A 14889-nucleotide genomic window follows, 5' to 3' on the forward strand; every position below is an offset into this window, starting at 1 on the left:
TCGGCTCAGTTAATCGCACATGTCCCACAACACGCAGATACATTAAAATCATATACAAACGGCGGATTCTTCGCGATCTCGACTAAGCGTTTAACATTCTCACTCGCTCCCCAACGTCTCACTACGCCGTAGAATTCCTCAACATCGTGACCAGCTAAATAATGTTTCGGTAAGCCTGTGTTATCGCTATAAATCGCTTCACCATCTTCATCTCGTTCAACACCGATGTGATACAACTCATGTTCGATCAAAGCACAAAAATCATGGTCTGTAGCTTGCTCACAAAAGCTTGCATCAATGGTAATTAAATACTGTGGTACAAAGCCGTACCAATCACGCATTTGTTGTTCTTGACGAGCTTTCTTCCATCCACCTTGGTTAAACATCACTTTTTCACATTGACCTAACACCATTCTCTTTTTAGCCACGGCGGCAGATGACGCCCAGGCGAATGCTAAGAATTCTTCATTGTCATGTAAGAGCTCAGCAATATGATCATGATCTGGATTATGTAAGTGACCACCAACCGTTAAAAAATTAGCAACGACCCATTCTTTCAAATCAATTGCAGGAGCCAAGCGAATAGCTTCCTCTTCCTCGGCTTGATCAATAAGATCCGTCGGTGGGAATGGTCTGATCTGGTCCATCTTCTAATCTCTCCAACTGAGACTTAATCCAATGAATCACTTGTCCTGATTCAATCGTATGTGGATTAAAACGCTCAATCTTGTAACCCATATCTTCAGCAAGATCATATTTATTAAATGAATTCGCTATCTTTTTTCCGCCACGACCAACCGACCACGGACTACCCACAATTTCAATAAGAAGATTTAATTTCACAATATAAAAATCAAAGCGCCAATTTCTGGTTGATTCAAATTGAAACTTACGGCGATAGCCAATGAGATATTCTTCTAATTCTTGAAATAGCGTTTCTTCAGCCTCTAAATATTTTTCAGTTGCCTTAGGCAGTGGTCTATTTCTTGGTTTAGGCTTAATTAGCTTCTTCTTGGTTAGAGCTTTGTATTGGCTAAGTTCCATTTAATTGAACTTTTAGGTTCTTTGACCATTCTTTTAACTGAGTAATTTTCTTATCAATTAAGACCATTTCATCACGAGTCATTAATCCACGAGATAGACTTTGATATTTCTCAATTTCAGCTTCATATCGCTTTAAATTGCTTTTTGCTTCTACTTTATCGACCATGTGATACCTTTCTTTGGGCGTAAAAAAACCACCCAAAGGTGGTCTTAAAAATTAATATTAAATGGTTATTACTAATCTAAATCATACCCAACAACATCAGATAAATCCCAATAATTAGCTAATACTTCACGTATTTGATCCATACTAAAATCTTTAAAAATATAAAAATATTTCATTTCATTATTGTGCTTTAGTAAAATTAATTTATACAAATCAAATTTTGGTGAATTTTCAGTAATAATTCTCTGTAAACCCGTACTTACAATACTAATCTGATCATTATTTCTAACATAATGAGTCCACTCCATTACAAGTGGTCTCGATCTATCATAAAGAAGATCTATGAATTGACCATCAGAAATACCACCTATATGTCCAACTTTCATTTATACCACCCTCCTTAAAATTGCGTGATTTCTACAAATTACACACCTTTAAAAAAAGAAGATAGATTATATTTAAATTATTTTTATGTTATAATTCAACACATTGTAAACAAAATCTTTACGGTTTTAAAGCACTCACAGAAGCCCTATGCTGTGGTCCATAGCTACTCCCTACTTTGACTGCCAGTGAATAGGCACACTACTAATCAATTTTCGGTTTCGGTGTTCTCTTTTTTGGGTGGGGCATCACTCCCAATTTTGATTTAACTTTCCTACATATCCCATTCATGCTCGATGAACTGCATGGGTTGTACTCTCTTTCGTGGAGCCTAAACGTAGCTTAAAAACTGTTTATGCAAATATTGGCATGATCGTTCTCCAACTCCATTACTTGTGGATGTCACAAGCACCTTTATAAATTTCAGACAACAAAAAAGCCCACATTTCTGTGAGCTTCTTAACCAATCAAAGTGTTTTAAGTTTGATCTTTATGTAAGTTTTCTAAAAACTCATATAAATCACCATATTTCACTTCAATGTATTCTTTTACCGCATTTAGGATTGGTTGAAATTCTTCTGGAACAGTGAAATTCTCAACTTTTTCCATAGCTTGTTCTGGAAATTCATCAGATAACTTCACTAAGTCATTTAACTGTTTTAGTAAATCCTGTGAATTCATATTTAGCCTTTTTATTCATTGGTCTCGGATAAACCGTAATACGACCAGTATAGTAAAACTATAGCTTAAATCCATTTAGGAAGTCAATCTTTTAATTGTTTGCGATAACTACCTACATAATGCTCAATCTCATCATGTAATTCTTTGAGCAACAATGCTACCGCGTCACACAACCAACCATATCTCTTTGAATATGTATTTGGCTCAATATAATCAATCCCAGAAAAAACCAAACGTCCTTTGAGTGTATGATACTCGCGTAACGCTGGACGCAATGAATAAAATAACTCCATTCTTGCGACATGTTTGCAAAATTTAATCATATCAAATGTATCTCGTTTCTTGTTCATTTCCTCCTGAACCATACGCCAGATATACTCCGCAATATAGTCTACAACCACAGCATATTGCTTTGTATTATCTCGATAATCTCCCCACACCAAAATTGAAGCATAAGCCTTAGATTCATCGTTTGGCAGAAATGCAATTGCTCCGCAACGATCCTCCCAATTTATTGAAGAATTATTAGTTGCTGGTACTTCTGCCTCGTAATTTGCAGTCTTAGCTCTCAATTGTTGACCAAGCCATTCTAGGTTGCTTAATTTTTCTTGCTTTTCTTCTGCATTAACCATCGCATTCATCCTATTCCCCTACCATCTTCTCAATCTGCTGTATCGCTAAACCTGACTTCACTTGCTCTGTGCTAAACCGTATTACCTGATAACCCAACATGACTGCCGCGTTATACTTCTCCATATCTCCCAAATAACCTTTTCCCCTGGTGTGTCGTCCGTTACTCCAAATACCACCTTCCACTTCAACTAAAATCTTTTTGCTTACTAAGTGGAAATCAGCTCTCCATTGTCTTGTTGAATGGAATTTAAATTCCTGTTCAAACTTGATCTTGCAGGACTTCAATTGTTGAGCAAGTGTTGCCTCACCTTCGCTGACAACACGTTCTTTCTTAACAGCTACACGGCGTTTACTGCGCCGTGGTTTTGCATACTTCTTTTTGTATTCAGCGATTGAGATGCTGGTCACTTTCGCTCCCATTCTTTCCGATCTCGAATGTGTCCAATTAAGATATCTTTAGAGATTTTTATTTTTTTAATCTCAGTCGAAAAATTACCTTTTTCAATTTGTTTCTTGGTTAGTTCTTTAACCAGGTCTATTTCTTCTATTGAGAAATATGCAAGATCATCCCAACCTACACTTTGAATACCTCTAGTTTTAAAACACTCAACCTTTTCCGCTTCTTCAAACTTTTGACGTAAATCACGGCATTCAGATTCAATAAAACGAACATCATCAAGGCTTAAATTTTTAAATCGAACACTACAGATTTCCATCAAGTCTTTTAGGTCTATACTGCCATTCGTAATACAAGCTTCTATTTTTTCTGCAAACATACTCATGACTCACCTCGCAAAACCTGATAAAACCGATACCGATTGACCGTATATACATCAAGCTCTGTATTTCCTAAGCACTCCTTTGCCACTTTAACCATTGCAGGCACACCACCAATAAAAATTACCAATGGAGATAACAAGAGAGCTAAAACACGAACCGGAAGTCGCATGCGTCTGTAAATACAAATATCTCTGTTCTGTGGATCATCTATAACTTCGTGGTAAGTTAAAAACTCAACTCTTTTAAAAAGCTTATTGTGCTGAGCAATTGTTAGTTTGATTTTGGTTTTACTCATGACTCACCTCGCAAAGCTTTTTCTAAAGCATCAATTGTCGATTGAGGAATATACCGAGCATGATCTTCTATGATTTTTAAAGCCTTATTCTTCTGCTCATGTAATCTCATAAATCCTTGATGCCACTCTTTACGGCATTCATCCATGTAAACAAAGGCATTGTGTAGGGCTTGCTTCTCCTTCTCCAACTGCTCGATTTTGGATTGTTGAAAATCAACAACTAACCGTAAATCACTTTTTGGCACAGCCATGTGAGCATTAAATTTTTCACAAACAATATCCACATCACCATCAGCACAAAATGATTTAACTCGCCATGTTTCCTTTTGCTCAGACCAAACTAATAAACACTGATCGCCAACTTGTAATTCAACAGTTGGGAGTCTCTCAAGTTCAGGGATATTTTCAGGACAAAGAGATGCTATAGCCTGTAATGTTTTATCTAGATCACCCACCGCACACCTCCTCATCAACCAAGCCAAACTTAAATTCCCTAGCCAATTCAGTGCATAAAGCCAATGCAATATTTGTATCAATCTTGATTTCTAATTCATCAATTTTAGCTAAGACATAATCTTCATTTTTGACATGGCTTACAGACACATCGGTATGACCGTAACTTGTGTTATCGATAGTGATATGTGTTATTTCTGCTTCAATGTTAGCCACCGCACACCTCCCAATTCTCATCATCATTCAGTGCATTTTCTTCAGCACGGCGATGTAATTCATTCCATTGTTTTTGTAGCTCTATCTCGTCATCACTGTGAGCAATAGAGCCATTCAACTTGTCACGAAGCGTTTTAAAGTCATGGTTAGTCATGCCTTCACCCCAAACAACTCTTTGGCTTTACCAGTTAAGTAATAGCGTTTCGCTTCACCAAGTTTCGAGCGACCTGTGTACAAGAGTTCGGCTTCAACCATGCTGTTTAAATATCGTTGAACGCTTCTAATGCACATCGATTGCATCACTTGCTGTTGTATTTCGGATGCTGTAGCGACACCTGTATTCTTAACTGCCAGCAAAACGTCAACACCCACAGAAATAACACGAGCTTTACCACCACAATTTCTACGCATGTCTTTCATGCCACTGCTCCCACACTTTCTACGTCTGCAATAGCTCTTTTTAAATACTTGTAGTGTCTGCCCATTTTTGAATAAACTTTTGAATCACTCAGACCGCCAAATGATTGAACAATTCTCCAACTATTAACTAAGCGTTTTAACTCAACTTCCCACGGCAAGATGTCACCTTCAGACTGAGCAAGCTCGACATATTTTTTTGAATGGTCATAACCCCATTCTTTAAAGAACTCAACCGCATTCACACCCCACCCCCAACTTTCACCACAACCGCACCAATCAGCATGAACACGAAAAGAAAAGCTTTGTTGAGTTCTTTCACGACACCACCTCAAATAAGTCAGGCTTCTGGGCTTGTCTATTGATCCATAAACATTCTGTTTTAACTGCCGTGCCACGACCTGCGGAAATACGTGAACTGGTTTCAATTCTTTTCCAGCTGCTCAACATGTCGTCATACATTTCACATGGATAGCCTGAAACCATCACCATGCCTTCTAGATCAAGTAATGTATTAAGCAAATTTAAATGCTCTTTATTGCTCATTTCATGGCGATAAATACGACCAGATTTAGCACCGTCATAACGTGTGTCATGTACATAAGGTGGATCTACATAGTGCAACGTTGTTTCTGCATCATGATCTTGAAGAATCTGAATAGCTGGGCGATTCTCAATAAGTACACCACTTAAACGCTGGCCAATAATTCCCAAGTGCTCAGGATAGGTAGACCATAGTGATTGAGCTGTTCCGTATTGACGTTTTGTATCAATTCGAAATCCTGTAATGCCCTTTGTTGCTCCTGCAGAACCAAACCCCATCTGTGCACGAATACAAATACGTCTAGCACGTTCAATTTTGCAGTCTGTTTCTTCCCATGCAGTTTCAAAATCAGCACGGCTGTAAGGTGTTAAAACAAGCTGCTCAATCAACAAATCTCTCGAGTTAGAATCTCTAAGCACTTCAAACAGATTTACAACATCACCATCGAGATCGTTATAGACCTCTGCATAAGCGCGTGGTTTTTGAAGTAACACTCCAGCTGCTCCGCCAAACACTTCTGTGTAGCAAATATGGTTAGGCATTTGAGCGATAATCCAATGTGCTAAACGGAATTTACCGCCGTGGTATCGAATAAGAGGATGATCTAATTTCACGCCACTGCTCCCCAAGACTTTTTAACAATCCCACGAACTTCGACTTGAGCTAAATCAAACGCATCTTTCCAAGTCTTACCTTGTTCCACAAGTTTCTTTGTTAAATCCATGATCTGCTGTTGTTCCGAATTAAAACCAACTTTTTGAGCTGTTGTTTTTTCTTCGGCTAGCGACTTGCCTTGCTCTTGAAGCTTCGCTGCAATCTGTTTTGGTGCTTCATACCACTGTTGTGATTCACCTTTGAGTTGAGCTTTAGACAAAAGATCAACATAGACTGCTTTAAATTGACGCTGTGCGCCTTTCATGTCACCACTGGTAATCTGATAAGCAACTTGATCAAAAGCGTATTTAGTGAGAGTTGTGAGCTTTACAGAATTCTTAACTGTGTAATCACAAACTCTTGCCCATGCTTCATCAGCTGTCCACCAACTACCAGCCATGCACCATGTTTTAAATTCTGCAATTGTTGGGCAGTAACCACCTTGACCAGCTTTCGCATTCAACATCGCCATACCGCGATTAAATTGATCATCAGAGAGTGTTGTCATCACACCAGTAGCAACCGTTTCAACTTGACCAAGTGTTAAGCCTTTCATCGAATCAAGAAATAAATTGCCATACAGTGCCTGCAAAGTTGTCACTAAAATATTTGCACGTTGCTCAAAAATGCTCATGACCACCTCCGATAAATCTTGGACTGTTCACATCGATAATTTGTGATGTTTGTTGTTGGCGTTCCAAACGCTCTTGCGCCCACTGATCTTTTGTTGCCTGGAGAGCTGACTTTGGTTTTTGTTCTGAATTGTTTTGTTTTCCAGAAGTGTGTGTTTTCGCTTTCACGCTACGCTCTGCTTTCTCAAACTCCTGAATTAACCAGGAAGCAAACTTTCGAGTTTTTTGGTTTTCAGTGAGGTAGGTTTTGTTCTCCCAGTGAGCATTGAAATTTCCTAAGTGAAATTGGAAATCAGACATCGATAAAATTTCTTCTGTTCGGTTACTGAATTTTGTTTGAACAAGAATATTTTTTAGGTGATCAAGATTAGGATTCCACTGCTCAACAAAATCGTTTTTTTCGGGCGTGTTTTCTTGTGTGTGTATGTTCTTTTGGTTGTTAATGGTAGTTATTAATAGTTTGTGTGACCCTGCGTCACTGCTTTGTGTCGTCAAAGTCACTGCTTCATGCATCAGGGTCACTGCTTCTATGTCATCAAAGTCACTGCTTTCATTATTTAAGCTGTGACCCTGCGTCACTGCTTTTTTAATATTTTCAGCAATGAATTTGTACTTTGAATTACGACCATCTGCCTTTTTTGAAACTATAAAACCGAGTTCTTCCAGTTTTCTTAGGTGTAAACAAACAGCGCGATTTGATAAACCTGTGACAGCCATTAAGGTTTTAATTGTTGGATAGCAAATACCTGTTTCATAATCCGCATACGTTGCTAAAGTAAGAGCTACATGCTTAGTTGTCTTTTCCATTGGAACATCACGAATACTCGTCACATAGTTAAACTTATTACCCGACATAGCTTGTCGCTCTTGTTTTGGAAATTTAACCACTTCGCCTTGTGGATCTGGTGGTTTATGTGCTAAATTTGATTTCATATTCTTCTCCAAGATGAATTACTAAAGCCTGATTTCCGAGATCAGGCTTTTTTATTATCTAAGACCTGTAATGGGTATTTGACCGTGCTATCCCTGTCACTCCCATCACCGACCACAATCCCCCTCATTCGCTCATTTCTTTTAATTCGTTCAAGCCCTAAATTAACGATATGCCACTCACCAACAATGGCTTTCTCAAAAAGGATTGCAGCTTGTCGACTCATCTCCATACCGTAATACGCAGAAATATCGCGAAGTTTGTCCATAATTTCAGGATCGTGTTTTGTACGAAGATCTTCTTTATCAAGACTCATGATTCTTCCTATGCAACTTGCGTGGTTGAGCAATGCTCTAACCAAAAGTTTTTAAGCTTCTCACCTTTGTCATATCCAAGGCGTTTCCCACATAAGCCGTTTTCCAAATTACTCACATAATTTTGAGAACACTCCATTGCATCGGCAATTTGCTTTTGTGTTAGACCCTTTTCCTTGAGGTTAACAATCATTTTTTGCCACTGATTCATAGCAGGCTCCTATATTTTTTATAAATATATAGGTTTTCCGATATTAATACAATAGCCAAACCGATTGGTTTTTATATCACAATTCCGATAGCGGTATTAAAGGACACAGATATGCCAACTTTAGGTGAGAATCTAAAAAAAATTCGTAAAGCTAAAAAGATGACTCAAAAAGATTTAGCTCAAAAATCAGGTGTCAAGCAGTCTGTAATTTCAGATTTAGAAACGGGTAATGCTAAAACTACTGGTTCTATTTTAGAGTTAGCTGCTGCGCTTGGTGTATCGGCTGAGGAATTAAAAAAAGGCATACTAGATGAAACCAAGTTATCTAATGTTGAAATTATTAGACCTAAAATGGCACCAGTTCTCTCATGGGTTCAGGCAGGTGTATTTACGAATGTCGAAGCTGTTGATGTGTCACAGGTTGAGGAGTGGCTCCCCTTGCCTGATGAGTGTGATGAGTGCTTTTATTTAAAAGTGCAAGGTTTGAGTAATTATCCTACTTTTCAGGAAGGCGATTATATTCTTGTTGATCCATGCGTCCAATTTAATGATATGCGATCTGGGGATATGATTGTAGTTAGAAAGTTTGATGATGCTACTTTTAAAAAATTAGTAATTGAGACGGATGGAACTAAGTACCTTCAAGCTTTAAATATTGAGTTCAAGCCGAATATTATTCCACTAGATGAAGACTGTAATTTTGTTGGCGAGGTGGTTGATTGCATTCGATATATATATAAATCTAAACGCAGATCAAAAACCATAAAACCAAACTAAAACACTATTAAAAAGGAACTCCCCATGATCGCAACACTCAATAAATCTAAAACGGCACTAACGATTAATCGTCAAGAATTTAAATTAGCACTAAGTAAAATCGATGAGGGACTTAATAAACAAATAGCTTCACTTAAAAAAGCCAAACAAAGCTATGACGCTGCGGAAATGGCACAGGAAATCATCAACGAAGCAAATATTTTTGAAGCTATTATTGAGGGTTTTAACGAGGCAGAAGGTACTAACCTAAAGCTAAAAGACATAACTAATCTTGATGTAGCACAAGGATGGGTGGATGAGTTTTTGGAGAAGTATTCGGAGGTATGAATAAATTTGATTACATGCAACTAAGGGGCTGCTTATAGTGATAGCCCTTTGTTGAGCTTCGATAGTTTTATAAACGTCGAACCTTATGCAGGAATTTGGATATGCTAAGGCTACAAAAAAACCACCATATTAAACTAAATAATATTGATTTTAGTTAACTTATAAGGTAACTTTTGCTCATGATAAACCCTTACTTTTTCAAATGGGAACAAATAGGTTTTCCAAAAAACCTACATAGTATTTTGTTACCCAAAAATATAAAGGTTTACATGCTTTCGTCATCAAAAAGTAAAAATGATATTTTTCTGTATCGCGATAGAACTGAATTTGCTTTAAGCAGTGCGCGTGATGATGCGGATGTAATTCGCTTATTCACTCAGCTAGCATCAAAACTAGAGCAATGTTTTATCGCAAATGAAATCTTTGATTTTTATGATTCTAGTGAATTACATCGCGCCCATACCACCAAAATAGATGGGAAGGATATGTCGGTTTACCGAATAAGAAAAGCGAGTATCCGTTTGTATTTGGTATTGATTGGCGATGTAATGATCCTGTTTAGATTAGCACCTAAACGAAAGGATAAAATTGACGCCTCAGAAAAAATGATTATTGACGAGCGCGTTAAAGCAATTTTTAAATATCCTATTGAGTCGCATGATTTTCTAGTGAGGTTATTATGAGCAAGGTATCATTAATTGGTAATGAGTATGATATTGATATGTCTATCATTAAGATGGAACAAGTAGCATCTCATCTCGTAGGCTTGCTTCGCCATCGCAAAATTTCACGCTCCGATCTAGCTCAACAACTTGGTTGGTCTAAAGGACGTGTAACTAAAGTTTTATCAGGTGATGTAAATCTAACCATTAAGACAATCACTACCATTACTGAAAAACTTGGTTATGATTTTGATATAATTTTTCACAATAACAATTATGAAAAGCCCAAACAGCCGTGGCAAATTGACCGTGAAAAAACCACAACTGATCAGATTATTATTCATCAAAGCGTAAATAATCCAAATTTGGTTTTAGAGCTTCAAACTGGCGATCAAGTTGTTAATGCTGTTTTGGAAGGAAAAGAGAAAGATTTTTATGTAAGCGTAACTCCATCTTATCAACTTAATAGTGAGAGCATTGTTAATATTACCCCTCAACTTACATTAGATACTCCCTCTATGAATATCACATATTTTAAACAAAACATGAAGGGTATGCATCATGAGTAAAAACCAAACCAAAATTATTCAAGAAAATAAAGAAATTTTGACTCTTTTAAACCCAAACGCGCAACATATATTTGCGGATCAAATTTTACAGGTTGCTATGGAAACCAATGCACTAAAATTAGTCCTTGGTTGTCGAGTTAATAATGAAGTAGTAAATAATGCTGTTGTTATACTACCCATGAATGTTGTTTTAGCTTTACAAGATGCTTTGAGTGGTTTATTTGCAAACCCAGCCCTTCAAAAAGCCATACTAGAAAGTGCAGAAAACTCAGTTAAAGTTCTTAAAGAAAGGTTTGAGAAATCTTAACTTTAACCCTTCCAACCCACCCAGTGTGGGTTTTCTTTTATAAAACAATCTTCTCTCTGATATTATGAAATTAAGACTTTGTGCCAACATTGATCTTAAAAACATAAATATCGCAGAAAATATGAAACCTGAAATTAAAACTGCTTTAGCTATTGAGCTAACTAAGGCAAAAGTTGCTCGCTGGGAAGAAGACCAAAAAGGAGTCTCTACACAAGGAGTTTGGTGGGTACAGGCTTTTCATGAAGCCGAAAAAGAGATTAATCAAGCTGAAAAAAATTTCGCTAAATCAAAGTCAACTATGTTTGATTAATTTGAATTCATGCTCTTGATTAACTCTTCAAGAGCTTTTTTTTGCTCTAAGCTTGTGAGTTCAATAATAAAATCATCCTGAAACACAAATTTTTCTATTTTTTCAACTTCTTTAACTGCTGTTTCGACATCGAATTTTAAAATTTCAATCAATCGCATTAATGTGTGATGACGCCATTCTTTTCTATTTTCTACAATTTTCATTTAATAAACTCCAAATACCCCACCCAGTGTGGGTTTTCTTTTGTCTATTAAAGCATAAAATAAAAAAATAATATCGGTTTTTCTATATAAATATCGGAATTACTATTGACTTATAATATCGGAATATCTATATTTATCTCACCAAATACAAAAAACCTCCTAACTTTGGACGGCGAGGAGGTTTTTCAAACTTACGAGGTAATTATGAAACAGAATCGTACTAAGAGTCAATCTCAAACATCTTCAATATTATTTCAACAACCAACTGCTAAAGAAATGCGCCCTTCTCGCCGTGCAAAAATTATTGCCGATCTTAAAGATATTATCCTTTTTGCAATTCTTGCTTGGTTCTTTTGGCTTGTTATCAATTTTTTCAAGATTGCTATCTTTGGAGTATAGGTCATGAATGCATCTATAAATTTACAATCAATTGAAACTGCTCGTCAAGAATGGTTGCAATCTCGCAAGCTTGGTATTGGTGGCTCAGATGTCGCTGCAATATTAGGTTTGAGTAAATACAAGTCTCCTTACCAGTTGTGGTTAGATAAAACAGATCGTGCTGAACTGGATGATGCTGAAAGTGAGCCTGCATACTGGGGTAATCAGCTTGAGGATATCGTTGCTAAAGAATATGCAAAACGCCACGGTGTAAAGGTTCAGCGTGTTAATAAAACCATTGAACATCCTGAGCTTTTTTGGGCGCGTGCAAATATTGATAGAGCAATCATTAATCCTGAGATTTCAGGAAATGTACGGATTAAAGATGGAAAGCTAACAACTGACAGTATTCTCGAATGCAAAACAGCGAATCAATATTTAGCAAAGCTTTGGGGTGATGAACAATCTGAATCTGTTCCTGATTATTACCTTACTCAATGCCAATGGTATATGGGTGTTACTGGTACAGATTATTGTGGATTAGCCGTGTTGGTTGGTGGTCAAAAATTCCGTTCATACAAGATTGCATTCGACCCTGAGCTTTTTGAAATGTTAATCGCTGAATGTTCTGCTTTTTGGCATGGTCACGTTGTTGCGGATATTCCCCCTGCACCCACTACGTTTGATGATGTATTGCATCGTTGGTCACAACACAATCCTGATCAGGCGTTAGATGCAGATGATGAGCTTACGCAAGTTATCACTGAATATAAAGATTTAAACAGCACATTAAAAGAAGCAAGCAAAGAGCTTGATGACTTAAAGCTTCAGATCTGCTCACGTATGGAAGATGCGGAAATGATTATTGCTAATGAAAAGCGTCTAGCAACTTTCAAATACCAAGAGCGTACATCACTTGATAGCAAGGCTCTTAAGTCTGCATACCCTGATATTTATAACCAATTCACAAAGACTTCTAGTACACGTGTTTTACGTGTTGCTTAACCAAAAATATAAAGGACACAACCATGAGCGCAATTGTTAAAACCCAATCAAACCAAACTGTTAATTTTCTAACTCCAAATAGCTTGCAAGAAGCAATGCAAATTGCTGATTTACTTGCTGGCTCTGATATCGTGCCTAAGGATTATCAACGTAAACCAGGCAATATTCTTGTAGCTATGCAATGGGGTGCCGAGATTGGCTTGCAACCTCTTCAAGCAATGCAAAATATTGCTGTGATTAATGGTCGCCCTTCTATTTGGGGTGATGCAATGCTTGCTCTTGTGCGTAGCTCAGGTTTACTAGATTTCATCCGTGAAGAATTATCGGAAGATGGTCAGAAAGCAACTTGCACAGTAAAGCGTAAAAATGAAGATCCAGTTGTTTCTGAATTTAGCATGGAGGATGCGAAGAAAGCAGGTCTTTCAGGCAAGCAAGGTCCTTGGAGCCAATACCCTAAGCGCATGATGAAATTACGTGCACGTTCTTATGCGTTGCGTGATGTTTTTCCAGATGTTTTAAAAGGTATGGCAATTGCTGAAGAAGAAAAAGATAAAGAAATTGACATCACGCCCACTGGATCAAGTGGGGAATCAACGGTTAAAGCAAATAGTGGTTCATCTGCATTAAAAGCGCGTATAGCAAAAAAACAAGTTATGGAAGTTGTTGCTGTAGAGATTGATCTAAATCCATTTTACACAAGCATTGAGCTCGCTAAATCTCTAGAAGAACTAGATCAAGTTGGTGCTGAAATTGCTGACTTAAATCTTGGTGAGCCTGCTAAGTCTGAAATTGGCGAAGTGTTTAAAGCTAAACGCAAAGAACTAAAGGACGCTAACAAATTCCCTGATCAATCTGTTCAAGCTGTAATTTTAGAAATTAACAATGCTAGCGATATTGGCATGTTGGATACCGTAATGGCTACACGCTTTGAGCCTTTTACAGCAAAAATGAATGAAGCTCAAATCAATCAAATTAATAGTGCTTATGAAGCTCAAGAAGCTGCATTAACAGCGTAATTAGATGTTTAGCACCCTTAATTGGGTGCTGCAAACAGGATTTATGACATGAACATTCCCTCAAAACTACAACCTTTATTTGCTGTGTTTGTGGCAAATGATGACTACAAATACTCTATCAATAAGCTTCAAGGTGAAGTTGTTTTTACTAAGCCTAAAAAGCCAAGTCTTAAAATAGATAGTCATGGCAACTTAAATAAAGAAGCTCAAAAGAAATATGAGGTTTTCTTAAATCTCTGGTTAAGACATGGCAAGGATTTCATTCTTCGCCTTAAAGCTAAAGCAATTATGTTGAAGGTGATGTGATGGATATTAAGGGTGCAGCTTGGAATATTGCGGTTAATCGGGTTACCACTCCTCCAAAAGATAGAGATCCCATTGTTCGTGAAATAGCCTTAAAAAAATACGTAGATAACCTAACATCAGAGCAAGATCGAATTATTACAGATTTTAATGCTGTTCTAGATTATCTTAAAGGTTTTGTTTTGGTGCCGAGAGAGCCGACACAAAACATGATGATTGCTGCTCTTGCTGTTATATCAACAGGAATTGGTAAAGATCATATTGATATCGCAATTATCCAGTGTTGGAAAAAAATGATCGAAGCATATGAGCTATCCACGGATCAACCAGGAGAAGTATCATGAAACCTTCAGAATTTATTGCAAAATTTGGGTGGGATTTAGCACAACGTGATGTGACTTGCCTTGAAACTGGATTCATCACAAAGGCTGATTTTTTAGAACATTATGGTTTTGAAATTTTAGATGAAATAAAAATCTATGTTGATGCTTGGGAGTTGGTTCAAAAGAATCAAGGTTTAAATGGTTCTAGAAATACATTAAAGCTTTTACAGTCAAGTATTGATATTGGCTTGCATCATGGAATTGAGGGTATTGATGCTGAAATAGAAATACCTAAATTAAAACAAGCCATCGCCTTGGTTGAGGAAGTGGAAAGTTTAAAGGAGGTTTGTTGAT

32 protein-coding genes are annotated in these 14889 nt (G+C 37.2%); 12 read left to right on the forward strand and 20 right to left on the reverse strand.

Annotated elements, in window-relative coordinates:
* Positions 1-5: 5 nt before the first annotated feature.
* The 19 genes from B9T31_RS14945 to B9T31_RS15025 form a co-directional block, all read right to left on the reverse strand.
* Complete coding sequence (locus B9T31_RS14945) at positions 6-647, reverse strand: putative metallopeptidase (RefSeq protein WP_086182736.1); 642 nt, start codon at positions 645-647, stop codon at positions 6-8.
* A complete protein-coding gene (locus B9T31_RS14950) occupies positions 607-1044 on the reverse strand; it encodes a hypothetical protein (RefSeq protein WP_086182737.1) in 438 nt (145 codons plus the stop codon). Before B9T31_RS14950 ends, B9T31_RS14945 begins: the two co-directional genes overlap by 41 nt.
* Positions 1034-1210 (reverse strand): hypothetical protein, encoded by a 177-nt coding sequence (locus B9T31_RS17845; protein ID WP_171264776.1) that lies wholly within the window; start codon positions 1208-1210, stop codon positions 1034-1036. The genes B9T31_RS14950 and B9T31_RS17845 overlap by 11 nt, the downstream gene beginning before the upstream one ends.
* Before the next feature lie 71 nt (positions 1211-1281).
* Positions 1282-1596 (reverse strand): hypothetical protein, encoded by a 315-nt coding sequence (locus B9T31_RS14955; RefSeq protein WP_086182738.1) that lies wholly within the window; start codon positions 1594-1596, stop codon positions 1282-1284.
* A 475-nt stretch (positions 1597-2071) separates the two neighbouring features.
* Positions 2072-2275, reverse strand: coding sequence for a hypothetical protein (locus B9T31_RS14960; RefSeq protein ID WP_086182739.1), 204 nt, complete (start codon positions 2273-2275; stop codon positions 2072-2074).
* An 83-nt stretch (positions 2276-2358) separates the two neighbouring features.
* Positions 2359-2916, reverse strand: a complete 558-nt coding sequence (locus B9T31_RS14965; protein WP_086182740.1) for a hypothetical protein — start codon at positions 2914-2916, stop codon at positions 2359-2361.
* A 1-nt stretch (position 2917) separates the two neighbouring features.
* Entirely contained in the window at positions 2918-3316 is a 399-nt protein-coding gene (locus B9T31_RS14970) for a DUF559 domain-containing protein (protein WP_086182813.1), read from the reverse strand.
* Positions 3313-3690 carry a hypothetical protein gene (locus B9T31_RS14975; RefSeq protein ID WP_228146058.1) on the reverse strand — a complete coding sequence of 126 codons (378 nt, stop codon included), beginning with the start codon at positions 3688-3690 and terminating at the stop codon, positions 3313-3315. Before B9T31_RS14975 ends, B9T31_RS14970 begins: the two co-directional genes overlap by 4 nt.
* Positions 3687-3983: a hypothetical protein gene (locus tag B9T31_RS14980; RefSeq protein ID WP_086182741.1), complete on the reverse strand. Its 297-nt coding sequence runs from the start codon at positions 3981-3983 to the stop codon at positions 3687-3689. The genes B9T31_RS14975 and B9T31_RS14980 overlap by 4 nt, the downstream gene beginning before the upstream one ends.
* Positions 3980-4438: a hypothetical protein gene (locus B9T31_RS14985; protein WP_086182742.1), complete on the reverse strand. Its 459-nt coding sequence runs from the start codon at positions 4436-4438 to the stop codon at positions 3980-3982. Before B9T31_RS14985 ends, B9T31_RS14980 begins: the two co-directional genes overlap by 4 nt.
* The gene (locus B9T31_RS14990) at positions 4431-4652 is read right to left on the reverse strand and encodes a hypothetical protein (RefSeq protein WP_086182743.1); all 222 of its coding nucleotides are present in this window, start codon (positions 4650-4652) and stop codon (positions 4431-4433) included. The genes B9T31_RS14985 and B9T31_RS14990 overlap by 8 nt, the downstream gene beginning before the upstream one ends.
* A complete protein-coding gene (locus tag B9T31_RS17850) occupies positions 4645-4806 on the reverse strand; it encodes a hypothetical protein (protein ID WP_171264777.1) in 162 nt (53 codons plus the stop codon). The genes B9T31_RS14990 and B9T31_RS17850 overlap by 8 nt, the downstream gene beginning before the upstream one ends.
* Positions 4803-5072 carry a hypothetical protein gene (locus B9T31_RS14995; protein ID WP_228146059.1) on the reverse strand — a complete coding sequence of 90 codons (270 nt, stop codon included), beginning with the start codon at positions 5070-5072 and terminating at the stop codon, positions 4803-4805. The genes B9T31_RS17850 and B9T31_RS14995 overlap by 4 nt, the downstream gene beginning before the upstream one ends.
* Positions 5069-5404 (reverse strand): hypothetical protein, encoded by a 336-nt coding sequence (locus B9T31_RS15000; RefSeq protein ID WP_228146060.1) that lies wholly within the window; start codon positions 5402-5404, stop codon positions 5069-5071. The genes B9T31_RS14995 and B9T31_RS15000 overlap by 4 nt, the downstream gene beginning before the upstream one ends.
* Positions 5388-6227: a DNA adenine methylase gene (locus tag B9T31_RS15005; protein WP_086182744.1), complete on the reverse strand. Its 840-nt coding sequence runs from the start codon at positions 6225-6227 to the stop codon at positions 5388-5390. Before B9T31_RS15005 ends, B9T31_RS15000 begins: the two co-directional genes overlap by 17 nt.
* Positions 6224-6901, reverse strand: coding sequence for a hypothetical protein (locus tag B9T31_RS15010; RefSeq protein ID WP_086182745.1), 678 nt, complete (start codon positions 6899-6901; stop codon positions 6224-6226). The genes B9T31_RS15005 and B9T31_RS15010 overlap by 4 nt, the downstream gene beginning before the upstream one ends.
* Positions 6888-7832, reverse strand: coding sequence for a helix-turn-helix domain-containing protein (locus B9T31_RS15015; RefSeq protein WP_086182746.1), 945 nt, complete (start codon positions 7830-7832; stop codon positions 6888-6890). Before B9T31_RS15015 ends, B9T31_RS15010 begins: the two co-directional genes overlap by 14 nt.
* 41 nt (positions 7833-7873) lie before the next feature.
* On the reverse strand, positions 7874-8146 hold the full coding sequence (locus tag B9T31_RS15020; protein WP_086182747.1) for a hypothetical protein: 273 nt from the start codon (positions 8144-8146) through the stop codon (positions 7874-7876).
* An 8-nt stretch (positions 8147-8154) separates the two neighbouring features.
* Positions 8155-8355: a helix-turn-helix domain-containing protein gene (locus tag B9T31_RS15025; RefSeq protein WP_086182748.1), complete on the reverse strand. Its 201-nt coding sequence runs from the start codon at positions 8353-8355 to the stop codon at positions 8155-8157.
* 111 nt (positions 8356-8466) lie between these two features.
* On the opposite strand from B9T31_RS15025, the gene B9T31_RS15030 reads away from it, so the two are divergent.
* The 6 genes from B9T31_RS15030 (at position 8467) to B9T31_RS15055 (ending at position 11307) form a co-directional block, all read left to right on the forward strand.
* Complete coding sequence (locus tag B9T31_RS15030) at positions 8467-9132, forward strand: helix-turn-helix domain-containing protein (protein ID WP_086182749.1); 666 nt, start codon at positions 8467-8469, stop codon at positions 9130-9132.
* Positions 9133-9156: 24 nt separating this feature from the next.
* Positions 9157-9459, forward strand: a complete 303-nt coding sequence (locus B9T31_RS15035; RefSeq protein WP_086182750.1) for a hypothetical protein — start codon at positions 9157-9159, stop codon at positions 9457-9459.
* A 179-nt stretch (positions 9460-9638) separates the two neighbouring features.
* Positions 9639-10142 carry a hypothetical protein gene (locus B9T31_RS15040; RefSeq protein WP_086182751.1) on the forward strand — a complete coding sequence of 168 codons (504 nt, stop codon included), beginning with the start codon at positions 9639-9641 and terminating at the stop codon, positions 10140-10142.
* Positions 10139-10690, forward strand: coding sequence for a helix-turn-helix domain-containing protein (locus B9T31_RS15045; RefSeq protein ID WP_086182752.1), 552 nt, complete (start codon positions 10139-10141; stop codon positions 10688-10690). The genes B9T31_RS15040 and B9T31_RS15045 overlap by 4 nt, the downstream gene beginning before the upstream one ends.
* Positions 10683-10997, forward strand: a complete 315-nt coding sequence (locus B9T31_RS15050) for a hypothetical protein (protein ID WP_086182753.1) — start codon at positions 10683-10685, stop codon at positions 10995-10997. Before B9T31_RS15045 ends, B9T31_RS15050 begins: the two co-directional genes overlap by 8 nt.
* 64 nt (positions 10998-11061) lie before the next feature.
* On the forward strand, positions 11062-11307 hold the full coding sequence (locus B9T31_RS15055; protein ID WP_086182754.1) for a hypothetical protein: 246 nt from the start codon (positions 11062-11064) through the stop codon (positions 11305-11307).
* On the opposite strand, the gene B9T31_RS15060 is transcribed toward B9T31_RS15055, so the two are convergent.
* A complete protein-coding gene (locus B9T31_RS15060) occupies positions 11304-11510 on the reverse strand; it encodes a hypothetical protein (RefSeq protein WP_086182755.1) in 207 nt (68 codons plus the stop codon). The two genes, B9T31_RS15055 and B9T31_RS15060, sit on opposite strands and share 4 nt — an antisense overlap.
* Positions 11511-11714: 204 nt before the next feature.
* Between B9T31_RS15060 and B9T31_RS15065 the strand changes: the two genes are divergently transcribed.
* Genes B9T31_RS15065 through B9T31_RS15090 form a run of 6 tightly spaced genes read left to right on the forward strand, consistent with a single transcriptional unit; the run spans position 11715 to position 14888 of the window.
* Positions 11715-11909, forward strand: coding sequence for a hypothetical protein (locus tag B9T31_RS15065; protein ID WP_086182756.1), 195 nt, complete (start codon positions 11715-11717; stop codon positions 11907-11909).
* A 3-nt stretch (positions 11910-11912) separates the two neighbouring features.
* A complete protein-coding gene (locus tag B9T31_RS15070; protein ID WP_086182757.1) occupies positions 11913-12893 on the forward strand; it encodes a YqaJ viral recombinase family protein in 981 nt (326 codons plus the stop codon).
* A 23-nt stretch (positions 12894-12916) separates the two neighbouring features.
* The gene (locus B9T31_RS15075) at positions 12917-13909 is read left to right on the forward strand and encodes a recombinase RecT (RefSeq protein WP_086182758.1); all 993 of its coding nucleotides are present in this window, start codon (positions 12917-12919) and stop codon (positions 13907-13909) included.
* Positions 13910-13957: 48 nt separating this feature from the next.
* Positions 13958-14215 (forward strand): hypothetical protein, encoded by a 258-nt coding sequence (locus B9T31_RS15080; protein WP_086182759.1) that lies wholly within the window; start codon positions 13958-13960, stop codon positions 14213-14215.
* Positions 14215-14556, forward strand: a complete 342-nt coding sequence (locus tag B9T31_RS15085; RefSeq protein WP_086182760.1) for a hypothetical protein — start codon at positions 14215-14217, stop codon at positions 14554-14556. Before B9T31_RS15080 ends, B9T31_RS15085 begins: the two co-directional genes overlap by 1 nt.
* Complete coding sequence (locus B9T31_RS15090) at positions 14553-14888, forward strand: hypothetical protein (RefSeq protein WP_086182761.1); 336 nt, start codon at positions 14553-14555, stop codon at positions 14886-14888. Before B9T31_RS15085 ends, B9T31_RS15090 begins: the two co-directional genes overlap by 4 nt.
* The last annotated feature ends 1 nt before the right edge of the window (position 14889 follow it).

The organism is Acinetobacter sp. ANC 4558, from assembly GCF_002135375.1.
GTDB lineage: Bacteria > Pseudomonadota > Gammaproteobacteria > Pseudomonadales > Moraxellaceae > Acinetobacter.